Source organism: Brevundimonas sp. EU05-FHT14B07 (assembly GCF_058790795.1).
The window spans coordinates 1-15,405 of sequence record NZ_JBYTCZ010000003.1 but is presented as its reverse complement, the minus strand read 5'-3'; the positions used below and the strand labels follow the sequence as shown (position 1 = coordinate 15,405).

Annotated in this window: 24 protein-coding genes; 3 read left to right on the top strand and 21 right to left on the bottom strand. The window is 65.2% G+C overall.

Going from position 1 to position 15,405, the window contains the following annotated elements; translation table 11 throughout:
* Genes rplF through rpsJ form a run of 17 tightly spaced genes read right to left on the bottom strand, consistent with a single transcriptional unit; the run spans window position 1 to window position 7,703 of the window.
* Window positions 1-534 (bottom strand): 50S ribosomal protein L6, encoded by a 534-nt coding sequence (gene rplF / locus AC3WRC_RS07905; RefSeq protein WP_055753394.1) that lies wholly within the window; start codon window positions 532-534, stop codon window positions 1-3.
* Between the two features lies 1 nt (window position 535).
* A complete protein-coding gene (gene rpsH, locus AC3WRC_RS07900; protein ID WP_008262310.1) occupies window positions 536-934 on the bottom strand; it encodes a 30S ribosomal protein S8 in 399 nt (132 codons plus the stop codon).
* A gap of 15 nt (window positions 935-949) precedes the next feature.
* Window positions 950-1,255, bottom strand: a complete 306-nt coding sequence (rpsN, locus tag AC3WRC_RS07895) for a 30S ribosomal protein S14 (RefSeq protein WP_055753393.1) — start codon at window positions 1,253-1,255, stop codon at window positions 950-952.
* A 19-nt stretch (window positions 1,256-1,274) separates the two neighbouring features.
* A complete protein-coding gene (rplE, locus tag AC3WRC_RS07890) occupies window positions 1,275-1,835 on the bottom strand; it encodes a 50S ribosomal protein L5 (RefSeq protein WP_017506049.1) in 561 nt (186 codons plus the stop codon).
* Window positions 1,835-2,143, bottom strand: coding sequence for a 50S ribosomal protein L24 (gene rplX, locus AC3WRC_RS07885; protein WP_039248554.1), 309 nt, complete (start codon window positions 2,141-2,143; stop codon window positions 1,835-1,837). The genes rplE and rplX overlap by 1 nt, the downstream gene beginning before the upstream one ends.
* A 1-nt stretch (window position 2,144) precedes the next feature.
* Window positions 2,145-2,513, bottom strand: coding sequence for a 50S ribosomal protein L14 (rplN, locus tag AC3WRC_RS07880; RefSeq protein WP_003164378.1), 369 nt, complete (start codon window positions 2,511-2,513; stop codon window positions 2,145-2,147).
* Between the two features lie 18 nt (window positions 2,514-2,531).
* Entirely contained in the window at window positions 2,532-2,774 is a 243-nt protein-coding gene (gene rpsQ / locus AC3WRC_RS07875; protein ID WP_017506051.1) for a 30S ribosomal protein S17, read from the bottom strand.
* Window positions 2,775-2,784: 10 nt separating this feature from the next.
* Window positions 2,785-2,982: a 50S ribosomal protein L29 gene (gene rpmC / locus AC3WRC_RS07870; RefSeq protein ID WP_008263673.1), complete on the bottom strand. Its 198-nt coding sequence runs from the start codon at window positions 2,980-2,982 to the stop codon at window positions 2,785-2,787.
* Window positions 2,982-3,422, bottom strand: coding sequence for a 50S ribosomal protein L16 (gene rplP / locus AC3WRC_RS07865; protein WP_017506052.1), 441 nt, complete (start codon window positions 3,420-3,422; stop codon window positions 2,982-2,984). Before rplP ends, rpmC begins: the two co-directional genes overlap by 1 nt.
* Before the next feature lie 3 nt (window positions 3,423-3,425).
* The gene (gene rpsC / locus AC3WRC_RS07860) at window positions 3,426-4,181 is read right to left on the bottom strand and encodes a 30S ribosomal protein S3 (RefSeq protein ID WP_017506053.1); all 756 of its coding nucleotides are present in this window, start codon (window positions 4,179-4,181) and stop codon (window positions 3,426-3,428) included.
* The gene (gene rplV, locus AC3WRC_RS07855) at window positions 4,181-4,561 is read right to left on the bottom strand and encodes a 50S ribosomal protein L22 (RefSeq protein ID WP_017506054.1); all 381 of its coding nucleotides are present in this window, start codon (window positions 4,559-4,561) and stop codon (window positions 4,181-4,183) included. The genes rpsC and rplV overlap by 1 nt, the downstream gene beginning before the upstream one ends.
* Window positions 4,562-4,564: 3 nt before the next feature.
* Entirely contained in the window at window positions 4,565-4,843 is a 279-nt protein-coding gene (gene rpsS / locus AC3WRC_RS07850; RefSeq protein ID WP_017506055.1) for a 30S ribosomal protein S19, read from the bottom strand.
* Window positions 4,844-4,845: 2 nt separating this feature from the next.
* On the bottom strand, window positions 4,846-5,682 hold the full coding sequence (gene rplB, locus AC3WRC_RS07845) for a 50S ribosomal protein L2 (RefSeq protein WP_492303487.1): 837 nt from the start codon (window positions 5,680-5,682) through the stop codon (window positions 4,846-4,848).
* A gap of 4 nt (window positions 5,683-5,686) precedes the next feature.
* A complete protein-coding gene (locus tag AC3WRC_RS07840) occupies window positions 5,687-5,989 on the bottom strand; it encodes a 50S ribosomal protein L23 (RefSeq protein WP_008260292.1) in 303 nt (100 codons plus the stop codon).
* The gene (gene rplD, locus AC3WRC_RS07835; RefSeq protein WP_017506058.1) at window positions 5,989-6,627 is read right to left on the bottom strand and encodes a 50S ribosomal protein L4; all 639 of its coding nucleotides are present in this window, start codon (window positions 6,625-6,627) and stop codon (window positions 5,989-5,991) included. Before rplD ends, AC3WRC_RS07840 begins: the two co-directional genes overlap by 1 nt.
* Window positions 6,627-7,376 (bottom strand): 50S ribosomal protein L3, encoded by a 750-nt coding sequence (rplC, locus tag AC3WRC_RS07830; RefSeq protein ID WP_055753390.1) that lies wholly within the window; start codon window positions 7,374-7,376, stop codon window positions 6,627-6,629. The genes rplD and rplC overlap by 1 nt, the downstream gene beginning before the upstream one ends.
* A gap of 21 nt (window positions 7,377-7,397) precedes the next feature.
* Window positions 7,398-7,703 (bottom strand): 30S ribosomal protein S10, encoded by a 306-nt coding sequence (gene rpsJ / locus AC3WRC_RS07825; protein WP_003164367.1) that lies wholly within the window; start codon window positions 7,701-7,703, stop codon window positions 7,398-7,400.
* Between the two features lie 588 nt (window positions 7,704-8,291).
* Between rpsJ and AC3WRC_RS07820 the strand changes: the two genes are divergently transcribed.
* Complete coding sequence (locus tag AC3WRC_RS07820) at window positions 8,292-9,047, top strand: porin (RefSeq protein WP_492303486.1); 756 nt, start codon at window positions 8,292-8,294, stop codon at window positions 9,045-9,047.
* A gap of 117 nt (window positions 9,048-9,164) precedes the next feature.
* Here the strand turns inward: AC3WRC_RS07820 and AC3WRC_RS07815 are convergent, their stop codons facing one another.
* The 3 genes from AC3WRC_RS07815 to AC3WRC_RS07805 form a co-directional block, all read right to left on the bottom strand.
* A complete protein-coding gene (locus AC3WRC_RS07815) occupies window positions 9,165-10,052 on the bottom strand; it encodes a GIN domain-containing protein (RefSeq protein ID WP_492303485.1) in 888 nt (295 codons plus the stop codon).
* A 112-nt stretch (window positions 10,053-10,164) separates the two neighbouring features.
* Window positions 10,165-11,079 carry a transcriptional regulator gene (locus tag AC3WRC_RS07810; RefSeq protein ID WP_404414954.1) on the bottom strand — a complete coding sequence of 305 codons (915 nt, stop codon included), beginning with the start codon at window positions 11,077-11,079 and terminating at the stop codon, window positions 10,165-10,167.
* Between the two features lie 10 nt (window positions 11,080-11,089).
* Window positions 11,090-12,250 (bottom strand): GNAT family N-acetyltransferase, encoded by a 1,161-nt coding sequence (locus AC3WRC_RS07805; RefSeq protein WP_492303484.1) that lies wholly within the window; start codon window positions 12,248-12,250, stop codon window positions 11,090-11,092.
* A gap of 148 nt (window positions 12,251-12,398) precedes the next feature.
* On the opposite strand from AC3WRC_RS07805, the gene AC3WRC_RS07800 reads away from it, so the two are divergent.
* Both AC3WRC_RS07800 and AC3WRC_RS07795 read left to right on the top strand, forming a co-directional pair.
* Complete coding sequence (locus tag AC3WRC_RS07800; RefSeq protein WP_165117191.1) at window positions 12,399-12,560, top strand: hypothetical protein; 162 nt, start codon at window positions 12,399-12,401, stop codon at window positions 12,558-12,560.
* A gap of 38 nt (window positions 12,561-12,598) precedes the next feature.
* Window positions 12,599-13,666, top strand: coding sequence for a L,D-transpeptidase family protein (locus tag AC3WRC_RS07795; RefSeq protein WP_492303483.1), 1,068 nt, complete (start codon window positions 12,599-12,601; stop codon window positions 13,664-13,666).
* On the opposite strand, the gene AC3WRC_RS07790 is transcribed toward AC3WRC_RS07795, so the two are convergent.
* Window positions 13,663-15,258 carry a carboxylesterase/lipase family protein gene (locus AC3WRC_RS07790; protein WP_492303482.1) on the bottom strand — a complete coding sequence of 532 codons (1,596 nt, stop codon included), beginning with the start codon at window positions 15,256-15,258 and terminating at the stop codon, window positions 13,663-13,665. The genes AC3WRC_RS07795 and AC3WRC_RS07790 overlap by 4 nt on opposite strands.
* Window positions 15,259-15,405 lie beyond the last annotated feature (147 nt).

Below are 15,405 nucleotides of genomic sequence, written 5' to 3'. Positions count from 1 at the left end.
TTACTTCTTCTTGCCTTCCTTGCGACGGACCTTCTCGCCCGCGTAACGGACGCCCTTGCCCTTGTAGGGCTCCGGCGGACGCAGCTTGCGGATGACCGAGGCGATCTGACCGACGGCTTGCTTGTCAGCGCCCGAGATCTTGATCTCGGTCTGCTTCGGCACAGCGAAGCTGACGCCGGCCGGCGGAGCGATATCGACTTCGTGCGAGAAGCCGAGTTGCAGCGAAAGGGCGTCGCCCTTCATCGCGGCGCGGTAACCCACGCCGACCAGCTCCAGCGACTTTTCGAAGCCCGTGGTGACGCCGACGACCATGTTGTCGACCAGGGTGCGCGACAGACCCCACATCGCGCGAGCGCGAGGCGTGTCCGAACGCGGAGTCAGCGACAGTTCGTCGCCTTCCTGCTTGACTTCGATCTCGTCGGCGACGGTCCAGGCGCTCTCGCCCTTGGGTCCCTTGACGGTGACGTTCTGGCCGTCGAGCGTGACAGTCACGCCCTTCGGCACGGCGATGGTTTTCTTGCCAATACGGGACATATCAGTAGACCCTGCAGAGGACTTCGCCGCCGACGTTAGCGTCGCGGGCGGAAGCGTCGGACATGACGCCCTTCGAAGTCGAGAGGATCGAGATGCCGAGGCCGTTCTTGACGGGCTTCAGATCGCCGATCGCCGAATAGACGCGGCGGCCCGGCTTGGACACGCGCGCGATCTCGGCGATGACGGGCTGACCGTCGAAGTACTTCAGCTCGATCTCGAACTGCGGAAACTCACCCGGGTTCTGAACCAGGTTGTAGCCGCGGATGTAGCCTTCGTCCTGCAGCACGTCGAGGACGCGCTGGCGCAGACGGGAAGCCGGGGTCAGCACCTTGGAACGCTTGCGGGTCGCCGCGTTCTTGATGCGAGCGATCATGTCGCTCAGGGGATCGTTGATCATCATGTCTGTTCGCTCCCCTTACCAGCTGGACTTCGTCAGGCCGGGAATCTGGCCCAGGTTGCCCAGTTCACGCAGCGCAATCCGGCTCATCTTGAGCTTGCGGTAGAACGCCCGCGGACGACCCGTCACTTCGCAGCGGTTGCGAATGCGGCTCGGCGCAGAGTTGCGCGGCAGTTCGGCCAGCTTCAGGCGCGCGTCGAAGCGCTCCTCCAGCGGCAGGTTTTCGTCGTTGGCGGTCGCCTTGAGGGCGGCCCGCTTCGCGGCATACTTCGCAACCAGGGCCTTGACGGCTTCATTGCGGTTTACGGCGCTTTTCTTAGCCATTGTGCTCTTCCCTTCCCGCTCAGTTCTTCACGAACGGGAACTTGAACTCGGTGAGGAGAGCCTTGGCTTCCTCATCGGTCTTGGCCGTGGTGCAGACGACAATGTCCATGCCCCACATCTGATCGATCTGGTCGTAGTTGATCTCCGGGAACACGATGTGCTCCTTCAGACCCGTGGCGTAGTTGCCGCGACCATCGAAGGACGTGCCCTTCAGACCACGGAAATCCTTCACGCGCGGCAGCGCGATGGTGATGAACCGGTCCAGGAACTCGTACATCTGGTCGCCACGCAGGGTGACCTTGCCGCCGATGACCATGCCTTCGCGCAGCTTGAAGCCGGCGATGGAGTTACGGGCCTTGGTGGCGACGGCCTTCTGGCCGGCGATGGCGGTCAGATCCTTGAGGGCGGTGTTCGCCTTCTTGGAGTCTGCGACAGCTTCGCCGATGCCCATGTTCAGGACGATCTTGTCCAGCTTGGGCACCTGCATTTCGTTCGTGTAGCCGAACTTTTCTTTCATCACCTGGCGGATGCGAGCGTGATACTCGTCCTTGAGGCGCGGGGTGTACTTCTCGGTAGCCATCAGATGACGTCTCCCGTCGTTTTGGCGATGCGGACTTTCTTGTCCCCATCGATCTTGAAGCCGACGCGGGTCGCCTTGCCGTTGGCGTCGGCGATCGCGACGTTCGACAGGTGAAGCGAGGCTTCCTTGTTCTTGATGCCGCCCTGCGGGTCAGCCTGGCTCGGGCGCGTGTGGCGCTGAACCATGTTGACGCCTTCGACGAGGACGCGGTTTTCGGTGGGCAGGACCTTCAGCACGTTGCCCGTGCGGCCCTTGTCCTTGCCGGTGAGGACGACGACGCGGTCGCCCTTCTTGATCTTGGCGGCCATGTTACAGGACCTCCGGAGCCAGCGAGATGATCTTCATGTGGTTCTTGGCGCGCAGTTCGCGAGGAACCGGGCCAAAGATCCGCGTGCCGACAGGCTCGTTCTGCTTGTTGACGATGACGGCGGCCGACTTGTCAAAGCGGATGACCGAGCCGTCCTTGCGTTGGATGTCCTTGGCGGTGCGCACGACGATGGCGCGAACGACGTCGCCCTTCTTCACGCGGCCGCGCGGGATGGCTTCCTTCACGGAGGCGACGATTGTGTCGCCGATCGAGGCGTAGCGGCGCTTGGAGCCGCCCAACACCTTGATGCACATGACCCGGCGGGCGCCCGAATTATCGGCCACTTCCAGGTTAGTTTGCATCTGGATCATAAGATCAGATCCTTCTGATTACGAGGCGGAGGCGTTGGAAAGGACTTCCCAGCGCTTCAGTTTGGACTTGGGGGCGCACTCGACGATGCGAGCGATGTCGCCGACCTTGAGCGCGTTGGCTTCGTCGTGCGCGTGGTACTTCTTGGACGACCGGACGGTCTTCTTCAGAAGCGGGTGAAGCAGGGTGCGCTCCACCTTCACAACGACAGTCTTCTCGCCCTTGTCGGACACGACCACGCCTTCAAGAATTCGCTTGGGCATATTCGTTTCCTTACGAGGCCGCACGCTTCTCGCGCAGAAGCGTCGAGATGCGAGCGATGTCTTTGCGGACTTCACCAACGCGGTGAGTCTTTTCCATTTGGCCGGTGGCCGCCTGGAAGCGCAGGTTGAACTGTTCCTTCTTGAGCTTCAGCAGCTCGTCGGACAGTTGGTCGGTCGTTTGCGACCGCAGATCGGCGATCTTGGTCATTAGGCGGCAGCCTCCACATGCGCGACGCCGGCGTCGATACGGGTCACGACCTTGGTGCGGACCGGCAGCTTGGCGGCGCCGAGACGGAGTGCTTCGCGGGCGACATCGTCCGGCACGCCGTCGATTTCAAACAGGATACGGCCCGGGTGGCAACGCGCGGCCCAGTGGTCCACGGCGCCCTTGCCCTTACCCATCCGGACTTCGGCGGGCTTGCCCGTGACGGGCAGGTCGGGGAAGACGCGGATCCAGACGCGGCCCTGGCGCTTCATCTGGCGAGTGATCGCGCGGCGAGCCGCTTCGATCTGGCGCGCGGTGATGCGTTCCGGCTCCAGCGTCTTCAGGCCATACGACCCGAAGTTCAGCGAGAAACCGCCCTTGGCCGAGCCATGGATCCGGCCCTTGAAGGCCTTGCGGTATTTGGTCTTCTTCGGTTGCAACATGACTTAGTTCTCACGTCCCCGGTCGCGACGCGGACCGCGGTCGCCACGGGGGCCGCCGCGTTCGCGGCCTTCGTTCGAGGACGGACCCGAAGCTTCCTGGGCCCAACGCTTGTCCTGCGCCATGGGATCGTGCTCCAGCACTTCACCCTTAAAGACCCAGACCTTCACGCCGATGATGCCGTAGGTCGTCTTGGCTTCGTAGAAGCCATAGTCGATGTCGGCGCGCAGCGTGTGAAGCGGCACTCGACCTTCGCGGTACCATTCCATACGCGCGATTTCGGCGCCGCCCAGACGACCCGAGACATTCATACGAATGCCCTTGGCGCCCAGACGCATGGCCGACTGCATCGAACGCTTCATGGCGCGACGGAAGGCCACGCGGCGCTCCAGCTGCTGCGCGATGTTCTCGGCGATCAGCTGCGCATCGGTTTCCGGCTTGCGGACTTCGATGATGTTCAGGTGAACTTCACCCTCGGTGCGCGCCGAGATGTCCTTGCGGAGCTTCTCGATGTCAGCACCCTTCTTGCCGATCACGACACCCGGACGGGCGGCGTAGATGGTGATGCGGCACTTCTTGTGCGGGCGCTCGATGATGATGCGCGACACGCCGGCGGCGGCCAGGCGTTCCCGCAGCCACTCGCGCAGCTTCAGGTCCTGGTGCAGCAGGCGGGAATAGTCGGCGCCGGCGGCGAACCAGCGGCTGTCCCACGTGCGGTTCACGCCGAGGCGCAGACCGACCGGATTGATTTTCTGTCCCATCAGGCGGCCTCGCCGGCTTCACGGACCACGATGGTGATCTCGCTGAACGGTTTCAGGATGCGCGACGAACGACCGCGAGCACGGCTCGCGAAACGCTTCATCACCAGGTTCTTGCCCACGAAGGCCTCGGCGACGACCAGATTGTCGATATCGAGGTTGTGGTTGTTCTCGGCGTTCGAGATCGCCGAATACAGGACCTTGCGGACGTCGCCAGCGATGCGCTTACGGCTGAATTCCAGCTCGTTCAGCGCCTTCTGGACCGGCATGCCGCGGATCGAAGCGGCGACCAGGTTCAGCTTTTGCGGGCTGATACGCACGTTGACCAGCTTTGCGCGGGCCTCGGTCGGGGCGACCCGACGCTCGTTTTTTGTCTGGGCCATCGGTTACTTCCTTTTGGCCTTCTTGTCCGCCGCGTGACCCGGGAAGTTCCGGGTCGGGGCGAACTCGCCGAGCTTCATGCCGACCATCTCTTCCGAGACCGACACGGGCACGTGCTTCTGACCGTTATGGACGCCGAACGTCAGACCGACGAACTGCGGCAGGATGGTGGAGCGGCGCGACCAGGTCTTGATCACGTCCTTGCGGCCCGACGATTGAACGGCGTCGGCCTTCTTGAGCAGATACCCGTCGACAAACGGGCCTTTCCAGGAGGAGCGGGCCATTCTTAGCGAGCCTTCTTAACGTGGCGGGTACGGATGATGTACTTGTCCGTAGCCTTGTTCTTGCGGGTACGAGTGCCCTTGGTGTCCTTACCCCACGGCGTGACGGGGGTACGACCACCAGAGGTCCGGCCTTCACCACCACCATGCGGGTGGTCGATCGGGTTCATGGCGACGCCGCGAACGTGCGGACGCCAGCCCATGTGACGCTTACGACCGGCCTTGCCCAGGTTCTGGTTCATGTGGTCGGGGTTCGAAACCGCGCCCACCGTGGCGATGCAGCCGTCCAGGACCATGCGCAGTTCGCCCGAGCCGAGACGGATCTGGGCGTAGCCCTGATCGCGACCGACCAGCTGGGCGTAGGCGCCGGCCGAACGGGCCAGCTGGGCGCCCTTGCCCGGCTTCATTTCGATGTTGTGGATGATCGTACCCACCGGCATCGAACGGAGCGGCATGGCGTTGCCCGGCTTTACGTCGGTCTTTTCGCCCGCCACGATCGTGTCGCCCGCCTTAAGGCGTTGCGGCGCGATGATGTAGGTCTTTTCACCGTCCTCGTAGGTCACGAGCGCGATGAAGGCCGTGCGGTTCGGATCGTATTCCAGACGCACGACCGTGCCGACCATGTCCCACTTGCGACGCTTGAAGTCGATCTTGCGGTACAGGGTCTTGGCGCCGCCGCCACGGAAGCGGACCGCGATGCGACCACCCTGCCCGCGTCCGCCCGACTTGGTCAGGCCTTCGGTCAGCGACTTTTCCGGACGGCCCTTGTGGAGTTCCGAACGGTCAACCAGCACGAGGGCGCGACGGCCCGGCGAGGTCGGATTGTAATGTTTCAAGGCCATCTGATCAGAGCCCCGTGGTGACGTCGATCGACTGGCCGTCAGCCAGCGTCACGATCGCTTTTTTGATGTCGACCCGGCGACCCAGGATACCCCGGAAGCGCTTGGTCTTGCCCTTTTGAACCAGGGTGTTGACCTTCAGGACGTTGACTTTGAACAGGCTTTCGACCGCAGCGGCGATCTCGTCCTTGGTCGCTGTGTCGGCGACGCGGAAGACGACCTTGTTCTGCTCGGACAGGATCGTGGCCTTTTCGGTGATCACCGGAGCCAGGATGGTGTCGTAGTGCTTGGCGGTAGGTTGAGCGGCCATTACGCGGCTTCCTTATCGCTGAAGCGGGCTTCGATGGCCTCGATGGCGGCCTTCGTCAGCACCAGCTTGTCAGCCCGCAGGATGTCATAGACGTTCAGGCCGGCGTTCGGCAGCACGTCGATGTGCGGGATGTTGCGTGCGGCCAGGCCGAAGTTCGTATCGACTTCGGGACCCGCGATGATCAGAGCCTTGGTCCAGCCCAGCTTGCCGAGCGTTTCACGCAGCGAAGCGGTCTTGGCTTCCTTCACCGAGACGGTGTCGACCACGATCAGGTCGCCCGACTTGGCCTTGGAGGACAGGGCGTGACGCAGAGCCAGGGCGCGAATCTTCTTCGGCAGCGAGAAGCCGTGATCGCGAACGATCGGGCCGAAGGCGCGCGAACCGCCGACGAACTGCGGTGCACGGCGCGAACCGTGACGAGCGCCGCCGGTGCCCTTTTGCTTGTACATCTTCTTACCCGTACGAGAGTTCTCGTTGCGGGTTTGAACCTTGTGCGTACCGGCGCGGCGCTTGGCCAGTTGCCAGTTGACGGTGCGGGCCAGGATGTCGCCGCGGATGTCGGAGATGCCGAAGACGGCGTCCGACAGTTCCACGTCGCCAGCAGCCTTGCCGTCGAGTTGGATGACAGAGAGTTTCATTACGCTTCACCGCCTTCGGTCGCTTCGACGGGGGCTTCTTCAGCCGGGGTCGAGGCGGGTTGAGCAGCAGACTTGCTCGACTTCAGCGCGCCGGGGAACGGAGCGTCGGCCGGGCGAGCCTTCTTGATGGCGTCGCGAACCTTGACGTAGCTGCCGTCGTGACCGGGGACAGCGCCCTTGATCAGGATCAGGCCACGCTCGGCGTCCACGCGGACGACGGTCAGGTTCTGGGTGGTGACGGTTTCGGTGCCGTAGTGGCCGGCCATCTTCTTGCCGGGGAACGTGCGACCCGGGTCCTGACGGTTACCCGTCGAACCGTGCGAACGGTGCGAGACCGAAACGCCGTGGGTGGCGCGAAGGCCGCCGAAGTTCCAGCGCTTCATGGCGCCGGCGAAACCCTTACCGATGGTCTCGCCCTGGATGTCGACCTTCTGGCCCACCAGGAAGTGTTCGGCCGACAGTTCGGCGCCCACGTCCAGCAGACCGTCCGCATCGACGCGGAACTCGGTCACATAAGCTTTCGGTTCGACTTCCGCCTTGGCGAAGGTCTCGCGTTGAGCCTTGTTGGTGTTCTTAGCCTTCTTCGTGCCAGCGCCCAGCTGGAGAGCGACGTAGCCGTCACGCTCCTGGGTACGTTGGCCGACGACTTGGCAGCCGTCGAGCTGCAGCACAGTGACCGGTACGTGCGCGCCGTCATCGGCGAACACGCGGGTCATGCCCAGCTTCTTGGCGATCACGCCCGTGCGCATCGGATCCCGCCTCTTTCTACTTTAAATCTTGATCTCGACGTCCACGCCGGCGGACAGGTCGAGCTTCATGAGCGCGTCCACGGTCTGCGGGGTGGGGTCGACGATGTCGAGCACGCGTTTGTGCGTGCGGATTTCAAACTGCTCACGCGACTTCTTATCGACGTGCGGAGAGCGGTTCACGGTGAACTTCTCGATCAGGGTCGGCAGCGGAATCGGACCGCGAACGGTCGCGCCGGTGCGCTTGGCGGTATTAACGATCTCGCGCGTCGAAAAATCGAGGACGCGGTGATCAAAGGCCTTGAGCCTGATGCGGATGCTTTGATCCATATCGGTGCTTACTTCCAATGCGGTCGGAGGACCGCGTCCCTGTGAACCATTTCAAAGACCGAAGGCCTTCGGGCAAAAAGCCCTCAGGGAACGCAAATCCGCAAAAACGATCGGCCCACGCAGTTGCCCGCGAAGGCCGTTGATATCCCAAGAAGCTGCAAAGAACAGTGACTTAGGTCGTTCTTGCGAACCGCGTTTGCAGCGAACTGCACAGCCGGTCCAACAAGAGTGGTGGCTTATGCCTATCGATTCTGATTTCGTCAAGCGCGCAAACCCGGGCTGACACAGGATTTCGACGCGGTCTTCCCCGAGGGCTGCGCACGGCGCGACGACACATTCGGCGGCGACGTCGGCGCGTTGGACGCCTCTTTATAGTGCATGAGCGCGACGGGGAGGCGCGATTAACGAATTGCCCCACAGATCGCCAGGTCGTGACACATTCTGGCCGCAACGCGTGGCTGTTGCGCAACAACCTTGCCATCCCAGGCCAATCGAACGTCGGTTTATTGCTCCGCTTCGTCTTAGCCTGATAGCAGCGCCCCTCCCCGGACCCCCATCCGGATGCAGACTGCTAAGGACAAAAGAAAAATGAAGACGATCCTCCTCGCCACGGCCTCCGCCGCCGCCCTGTTCGCCGCCCCGGCCTTCGCCCAAGACGCCATCGGTTCGGTCGGCGTGACCTATTCCAACCCGTCGATCGAAGTCGCCGGCGACGACATCGACGCCGACGTCTGGACCGTTGACGGCTCGGTCGCCCTGCCGGCCCAGGACTGGACCGTGACGCTGAACGGCGCGATCGACTACACCAAGGCCTTTGGCGAAGAAGACGTCACCGGCGCCGCCGCTGCTCACCTGACCAAGATGTGGTCCTCCGACGTCCGCGCCGGCGCCTTCGTCGCCGCCAACGGCATCGGCAGCGGCAACGAGCCGATCTGGACCGTCGGCGCAGAAGCGCAGAAGTATCTGTCAAACGCCACCCTGACCGGCCAAGTCGCCTACACGACCGCTGACAACGTGGACGCCGACATCTGGACCGTCGGCGCCGACGCCGCCTTCTACGTCATGCCGAACCTGCGCCTGAACGCGGGCGTCGCCTACAACAACGTCGACTTCTCGGGCGGCGACACCGACGCCTGGACCTACGGCGTGGGCGCCGAATACGAGTTCGAGAACACCCCGTTCTCGCTGGGCGCCGCCTACACCCGCGCCGACATCGATTCCCTGGACGTCGACACCTGGTCGGTCGGCCTGCGCTATTCGTTCGGCGGCGGTCTGCAAGCGCGTGACCGCACCGGCGCCAACCTGGGCGTCTCGGCCATCTCCAGCGTCCTGAGCGTCTTCTAAGCGTCTCGGACCTGATCCATGCGAAGAGCCCCGGCGGAGCGATCCGCCGGGGCTTTTTGTTTGGCCGGAAAAGACCCCCGGGGTTCCACGACCGGGGGCCTTCTCGTCGCTCGGGTCTTACTGCCCGATCTGCAGGGTTCCCGATCCGACGACGGAACGAGAAACCGATCCCGTGGCCGAGGCGACGCGGACGCTGCCCGATCCGGCGATCGCCACGTCCAGGTCGCGCGTGGCGCCGTCGTAGCGCACATCGCCGGAACCGCCGATGGCGACCGACAGCTTGTCCATTCGGCCCTGCCGCACGTTCACACCGCCCGAGCCGCCGATGGACAGTTCGCTGCGTCCGCCGGCGCTGGCCACCTCGACATTGCCCGATCCGCCTACGGCCGCTTTTAGGGTTCCGGTCGCTCCGGCGGAAATGGAGCCCGATCCGCCGACGCTGGCGTCCAGCGATCGAGACGTGCCCGCGCGGATCGCGCCCGAGCCGCCGAGTCCCAGTTCCAGATCGCCGTCCACATTGGCCACGTTCCAGTTGCCGCAGCCGCCGTTGTCCAACTCGACCGATCTCGCGCCGCGTCCGACCGAGCCGAAGACCGCGCCGCTGGCGCTGACGTCAACGGCGCGCGGCGTGCGCACGACGATCAGCGGCGCGTCTTCCAGGCGGATCCGCCCCAGGTCGCGCACCTCAACGGTCGCGCCCTGCCCCGGCTGGCCCGCATCGCTGCGGCCGGAGTTGCAGCCGCGAATGGCGCTGCTGCCGCCCCACATGCCGTTGCGGCGCAGGCCGCCGTCGATCTTCACGTCATTGCCGTCGCGGCGAACCTGGATGGCCGGCAGACGCGTTTGGCCTTGCGTGACCTCGACGCCGATATCCTGACGATCCTCGACGATGACCACCACACGGGCGACGGCGTTGCGGATCTCGACCTCGGCGGCCGAAGCGGGCGCCACGACAAACCCGGTCAGGGTGGAGACGGCCGCGGCGGCGATCAGTGCGGTTTTCATGAGCGTTTTCCCTTCCCGGATGTGAGGAGCCCGGTTCTGAAGAGAAGGTGCGCGCCGCCCGCGCCCAAGTCATTTTAACTCGAGGTCATGAACTCGAATTAACGCCCCGAGCTTATGACGTAGCGTTCAGCGCGCCCGCGCCGTCAGCCGCGCCGATCTCCGGCTCGAAGTCGCGCTCGAAGTTGGCGATCTTGCTTTTCATCGCGCCCGCCTTCTTCAGCACCAGCGACGCGGCCCAGCGCGCCGCCAGCTCCGGCGTCGTCATGCCGTCGGTGAAGCGCGGCCGCCCGCCCCGGCTGCGGATCACCGCATTGGTGAACAGCGCGCCGTTGCGGAACCGCGACGGCCAGGTCTGGAAATCCATCGACAGGCTGACGCAGAAGCGGTCCAGATTCTCCACCCGGTGCGGCGCATACAGCGGCCAGGTCAGGGCGCGGCCTGGCTCCAGATCCATGACCTGCGCATCCTGTTCGAACGCCAGCGTGTAAGGCAGCTCTTCGGTCGTCTGGCGCGCGACCACCTGTTCCATATTTCGCTCGGGCAGATGCCCCTCGTCACCGGGATAGACGAACAGCCGCTTGCGCCCACGCAGGTGAAACAGCACCACGCCCGCCGCGTCGAAATGATAGGGCACCCGCGCCTTGGGCGACGACAGGATCAACTGCCCCGCGTTTCGCACAGCCCGCATCCCCGGATAGGTCGCCTGGATCGCCGCGAAATCCTTCATCGCCGCCGCCCACAGCTCGGGCCAGCCCGTTTCGACCCCGCGCAGATTGACCCAAAGCCGACCCTGTTTGATCGCCTCCAGCAGCTCCTCGCCTGACAGCCGCCCGCGCGCGCCGGTGCGCAAGGACACCTGCCCCTCGTCGTCGTAGTCATACAGGTTGATGTCGAACAGCTCGGCCGGATAGCGATCCAGCACGGCGGCCAGCGCCGCATCCTCGGCGAACCCTTGCTCGATCAGGGTGTGGGCGTGGGTCTTGGCCTCGGCGATCGGGCCCGGATAGCGTGTGCGACGTTGGGTCATGCCGATATCCTTAAACGTGGGCGACGCGCGCTGGCGTCTTCTTCTTGGCGGCCGCCTTCTGGACAGCCGACCGTGCGGCGACCGCTGCGCCCCTCAGCCGCCCGACGGGCGTCGCCTCGCAGGCTTCGATGGTGGCCCAGCGCCGCCGCAGGGACGCCCGCACCGCCTCGCCGCGTCCGCCCGCCCTGTTCAGCGCCGCCACCGTCAAGTCGCCCAGCGCCTGGGTCACGCCCGGCTGCATCACCACGGCTTCGCGCACCGTCTGGCGCGCGTTGACGAAATACTTCTTGTAGGTCTCGCCCTCGAAGCCGAAGTCGAACACCCGGAAGCCCTCGGCCGCCGCCAGCCGCATCGTGTCCATGCTGAGCAGGATGCCCGGCGAGCACCGCGCCAGCGTCGGCTCATAGGCCGGGAACCAGAAATGGTAATGCCGCCCGGCGTGCAGCGAGAACTCGATTGCCACCAGCTTGTCGCCTGCATGCATGGCCGCCATCGAGGCGCCGAATCCTTCTCGCGGCTCGCTCATCAGAGCGTGGAGCAGATCCCGCGTCCAGCCGCAGGCGAAGATGTCATGCAGGCCCGAGCGCCGATACTGCGCCGCCTTCAGCGCGATCAGATGATCCAGCAGCGCCGGATCTCTGAGACCCCGCTCCACCCGGATCGGCCCCAGTTCGACTTCCAGGCTGCGGCGCGCCCGCTCCTTGTCCTTGAAGTATTTGGCGAACGTCTTGCGCCGCTCGGCGTACCAGTCGGCATAGCCCGCCTCGGGCATGGCCACCTGCACCGTCTCACGCGCCTGGCCTGTTTCGCCTGCGCCGATCCAGCCGGGCACGTTCAGCCGCTTGGCGTTCAACAGCCGCGCCACATCCTCCAGCGTGATCGTCTCGCCCGCCGGGGCGATGACGCCATGATAGTCGTTCATAGGCGCGCCCAGCGGCTGCACCGCTCCCCCGCGTCGCTGATGCGGGAAGAAGCCGACGATCTCGTCATCTCGCCGGAACACGGCAATCGCCGCGCCGGGGCAGACTCGTGAGGCGATCTCGGCATAGTCCCAGCGAAAATAGGGGCTGGCCAGATCGGGATTTCCAGCCGTCCACGCACGCCACAGGGCGACGGCGGCGGCGTCCATCGCCGCCGCATCCACGATCTCGACCTGCAGCAATCCGGCCATACGCATCCTCTCAGGCCCTGCGCAGCAAGGGCCATTCCAGACTGCACCCTGCCCCACGCGCGTTTCATCAGGGTTCACCGGCATGGTGAACGCGCGTTGACGGAGCCGCGGTCGCCCTGGCGCGTTTGAGTGACCCAAGGAGAAGACCATGACCGATCAACGCCCTGACAGCAAAGCCGTCGAGAACGAGAACCTGCGGCCGGACGCCGACGGCCAGCCGCCGCGCCCGGCGACCGAGCCCAAGGGTTCGAAGGACTCGTCCAACTCCGGCGAGACCGAAACCGACCCCGCGACCGGCGAACCCAACTGAACACCGACCGACTGCACTCACCGTCTCGAAAGTCTCTTATGAACCGTCCTGCCTACCTCGCCGCACTCGCTGTTCTCTCTCTGGGCGCCTGCTCGCCGAAGGAAGAGAACACCGCCGCCCCAGCGGCGCAGACGGCCGAGGCCGCGCAAGTGGGCCAAACCGGCCCGCTCTCTCGAGACGCCATCGAAAACACCGCCTATGCGCCGCCGCCGGCCGCACAAGAGGGTCAGCCCGCCGCCGCAAATGCCGCCCACCAGCCGCCGCAGCCCGCCCTGATCCGCGCCCAGGTTCTTCTGGAGCGCGCTCGCTTCTCGCCCGGCGCGATCGACGGCCTGGCGGGGTCGAACATGCGCCATGCGATCTCGGCGTTTCAGGAAGCCAACGGCATGACGGTGAATGGCGAGTTGAACGCCGACGTGATGGGCCGACTGCGCGCCGCCGCCGGACCGGGCGCGGTGACCACCACCTACACCATCACCCAGCAGGACATCGCCGGACCCTACCTCGGCGTCGTTCCCACGGAGCTGGAAGCTCAGGGTCAGGCGGCCCACATGGGCTACGCCAATATCGTCGAGGCCTTGGCCGAACGCTTCCACGTCACCGAGGCCTTGCTGCGCGCCATGAACCCCGGCGCCGACTTCAACCGCGTGGGCCAAGGCCTGCTTGTCCCCGCCGTCAACACCGCGCCCCTGCCCGCCGACGTGGACCACATCGACGTCGACAAGAGCGAAGGTTCGGTCAAGGCGTTCGACGCCGACTGCAAGCTGATCGCCTACTTCCCGGCCACCATCGGCAGCGGCGACAACCCCACTCCGACCGGCACGGTCAAGGTCAACGGCGTGGCGCGAAACCCGGACTACACCTACGACCCGTCGAAACTCAGCTATGGCGACGGCAAGATGAAGGTCGTCGTCAAACCCGGTCCAAACAATCCGGTGGGCGTCGTCTGGATCGATTTGAACAAGCCCAGCTACGGCATCCACGGCACGCCGGACCCGCATCTGGTCGGCAAGACGGCCTCGCACGGCTGCGTGCGTTTGACCAACTGGGACGCCTGGATGCTGGCTGACAAGGTCAAGCCGGGCGTCACCGTCCGCTTTATCTAGTGGACGGCGCCGAACGGCGTCCCGTCCCAGAAGTCGCAGTGGTGGCGTTCGAAGAAGCCGTCGTCCATCACATCGCCCTCCGGCTTGAACACCCGCACCGGCCCCGCACCTTCGACGCGGGACCATTCGGCGGCGAAGGCCGAACGGCCGAACGTCGCCCACAGCCTTTGCATCCGCTCCGACAGCGCCTTCTGCTCAGGCGTGAACCGCTTGGGATCAGCAAACACCCAGCGTGTTCCGAACACATAGGCCAGTTCACTGGCGTGATAGGCGCCCAGGTCCAGACCGACGATCCAGTCGGGCAGCACGAACGGCGCCTCGCGATCAGCGAACTCATAGCCCCACACCGGCACGTGCTGGGTCAGCAGTCGTCGCAAAGCCTGTGACGGACAGGCGAACCTCTGGTCGGTAAAGTTGGTGGCGATGGCATAGGCGGGCCCGTCCTCACCCACCGGATAGCGCGCCAGCACCCGCTCACCCTGGTCGCCATACATCCAGATCGTCTCCTTCTGATAGCGATCCATGTCCTGCACCTCGTTGGCGAACAGCCGCCCCTCGTCGAGGTTCGTCCCGACGAGCACGGGCACGCGCGTGAACCGCCCCTCGCGGATCGCGAACGCCGGATTTTCCGGCACAGTGGCGTCAGTGTGCACCGGTCCCCACGATCCCGGCCCGTTGATGCCCGCCCTCAATGACGCCGCCCGCGACAGCCGCCAGGCCGGAAGCGCCTTCAGACACGCGATCTGATCCTCGCCGGTGCAGCCAAGCCTTTCGGCGAACATTGGCCCCGACAAGGCCGCATCCTGCGCCCGGACCAGGGACGACGGCTCCAGGCACCCGCCGCTCTGCATGATGACCCTTTGGTAAAGCCCCTCCGACTGCGGCGACGCCATCAGGTAACATGCCGTCCAGCCCCCGGCGCTCTCGGCGAACAGGGTGACATCGCCCGGGTCGCCGCCGAAGGCCGCGATATTCCGGTGCACCCATTTCAGCGCCGCCTGCTGATCCATCAGGCCGAAGTTGCCGCCGAAGCCTTCGCCGGTCGCCTGAAACCCCGGATGCGCCAGCCAGCCCAGCGCGCCGAGCCGATAGTTCATCGTCACGACCACCCGACCCTGCTCGCGCGCCAGTTTCGACGGATCGTAGTTGGCGCCCGCCCCGACGGTGAAGGCGCCGCCGGGAATATAGACCATCACCGGCCGTGCCTTGGCCGCGTCTCCGCCCGGCGCATAGATGTTCAGATACAGACAGTCCTCGGACCCGACGACGATCCCGCCGCCGCCGCCCAAGATTGAGCGTCGCCCGATCGCCTGGGTGCAGTCCGAACCGATCCGCGTCGCATCCCGCACGCCCTGCCAGGCCTGAACCGGCTGCGGCGCGCGCCAGCGCAGATCGCCGACGGGCGGCGCCGCGAACGGCACGCCGAGGAACGCTCGCGTCCCCGCCCCATCGACGCCGCGCACCGTCCCGGCTTCCGTCGTCGCCAACACCGGCTGGGCGTCCTTGGCGAACCGGACCTGATCGACCTTGCCGGGATGGGTGGCGCAGGCCGACAGGGCGACAAGGCACGCAAGCAACGAGATCAGACGCATCGTGGACCTTGGCTTTTGGGCAGACGATCCTAACGCCCGAACGGCAGGCCCGTTGCGGGCGCCTGTGGTCGCCCCCACAGCAAAACGGCCCCCGGATTGCTCCGGGGGCCGCTCTGTTACGCTACTCTGTATCCAACCGGCCTCATG

What these genes read in the sequence shown, in the direction of transcription:
- rplF (WP_055753394.1), bottom strand. Translation starts at nt 534, where the DNA reads ATGTCCCGTATTGGCAAGAAAACCATCGCCGTGCCGAAGGGCGTGACT.
- rpsH (WP_008262310.1), bottom strand. Translation starts at nt 934, where the DNA reads ATGATGATCAACGATCCCCTGAGCGACATGATCGCTCGCATCAAGAAC.
- rpsN (WP_055753393.1), bottom strand. Translation starts at nt 1,255, where the DNA reads ATGGCTAAGAAAAGCGCCGTAAACCGCAATGAAGCCGTCAAGGCCCTG.
- rplE (WP_017506049.1), bottom strand. Translation starts at nt 1,835, where the DNA reads ATGGCTACCGAGAAGTACACCCCGCGCCTCAAGGACGAGTATCACGCT.
- rplX (WP_039248554.1), bottom strand. Translation starts at nt 2,143, where the DNA reads ATGGCCGCCAAGATCAAGAAGGGCGACCGCGTCGTCGTCCTCACCGGC.
- rplN (WP_003164378.1), bottom strand. Translation starts at nt 2,513, where the DNA reads ATGATCCAGATGCAAACTAACCTGGAAGTGGCCGATAATTCGGGCGCC.
- rpsQ (WP_017506051.1), bottom strand. Translation starts at nt 2,774, where the DNA reads ATGCCCAAGCGAATTCTTGAAGGCGTGGTCGTGTCCGACAAGGGCGAG.
- rpmC (WP_008263673.1), bottom strand. Translation starts at nt 2,982, where the DNA reads ATGACCAAGATCGCCGATCTGCGGTCGCAAACGACCGACCAACTGTCC.
- rplP (WP_017506052.1), bottom strand. Translation starts at nt 3,422, where the DNA reads ATGTTGCAACCGAAGAAGACCAAATACCGCAAGGCCTTCAAGGGCCGG.
- rpsC (WP_017506053.1), bottom strand. Translation starts at nt 4,181, where the DNA reads ATGGGACAGAAAATCAATCCGGTCGGTCTGCGCCTCGGCGTGAACCGC.
- rplV (WP_017506054.1), bottom strand. Translation starts at nt 4,561, where the DNA reads ATGGCCCAGACAAAAAACGAGCGTCGGGTCGCCCCGACCGAGGCCCGC.
- rpsS (WP_017506055.1), bottom strand. Translation starts at nt 4,843, where the DNA reads ATGGCCCGCTCCTCCTGGAAAGGCCCGTTTGTCGACGGGTATCTGCTC.
- rplB (WP_492303487.1), bottom strand. Translation starts at nt 5,682, where the DNA reads ATGGCCTTGAAACATTACAATCCGACCTCGCCGGGCCGTCGCGCCCTC.
- AC3WRC_RS07840 (WP_008260292.1), bottom strand. Translation starts at nt 5,989, where the DNA reads ATGGCCGCTCAACCTACCGCCAAGCACTACGACACCATCCTGGCTCCG.
- rplD (WP_017506058.1), bottom strand. Translation starts at nt 6,627, where the DNA reads ATGAAACTCTCTGTCATCCAACTCGACGGCAAGGCTGCTGGCGACGTG.
- rplC (WP_055753390.1), bottom strand. Translation starts at nt 7,376, where the DNA reads ATGCGCACGGGCGTGATCGCCAAGAAGCTGGGCATGACCCGCGTGTTC.
- rpsJ (WP_003164367.1), bottom strand. Translation starts at nt 7,703, where the DNA reads ATGGATCAAAGCATCCGCATCAGGCTCAAGGCCTTTGATCACCGCGTC.
- AC3WRC_RS07820 (WP_492303486.1), top strand. Translation starts at nt 8,292, where the DNA reads ATGAAGACGATCCTCCTCGCCACGGCCTCCGCCGCCGCCCTGTTCGCC.
- AC3WRC_RS07815 (WP_492303485.1), bottom strand. Translation starts at nt 10,052, where the DNA reads ATGAAAACCGCACTGATCGCCGCCGCGGCCGTCTCCACCCTGACCGGG.
- AC3WRC_RS07810 (WP_404414954.1), bottom strand. Translation starts at nt 11,079, where the DNA reads ATGACCCAACGTCGCACACGCTATCCGGGCCCGATCGCCGAGGCCAAG.
- AC3WRC_RS07805 (WP_492303484.1), bottom strand. Translation starts at nt 12,250, where the DNA reads ATGGCCGGATTGCTGCAGGTCGAGATCGTGGATGCGGCGGCGATGGAC.
- AC3WRC_RS07800 (WP_165117191.1), top strand. Translation starts at nt 12,399, where the DNA reads ATGACCGATCAACGCCCTGACAGCAAAGCCGTCGAGAACGAGAACCTG.
- AC3WRC_RS07795 (WP_492303483.1), top strand. Translation starts at nt 12,599, where the DNA reads ATGAACCGTCCTGCCTACCTCGCCGCACTCGCTGTTCTCTCTCTGGGC.
- AC3WRC_RS07790 (WP_492303482.1), bottom strand. Translation starts at nt 15,258, where the DNA reads ATGCGTCTGATCTCGTTGCTTGCGTGCCTTGTCGCCCTGTCGGCCTGC.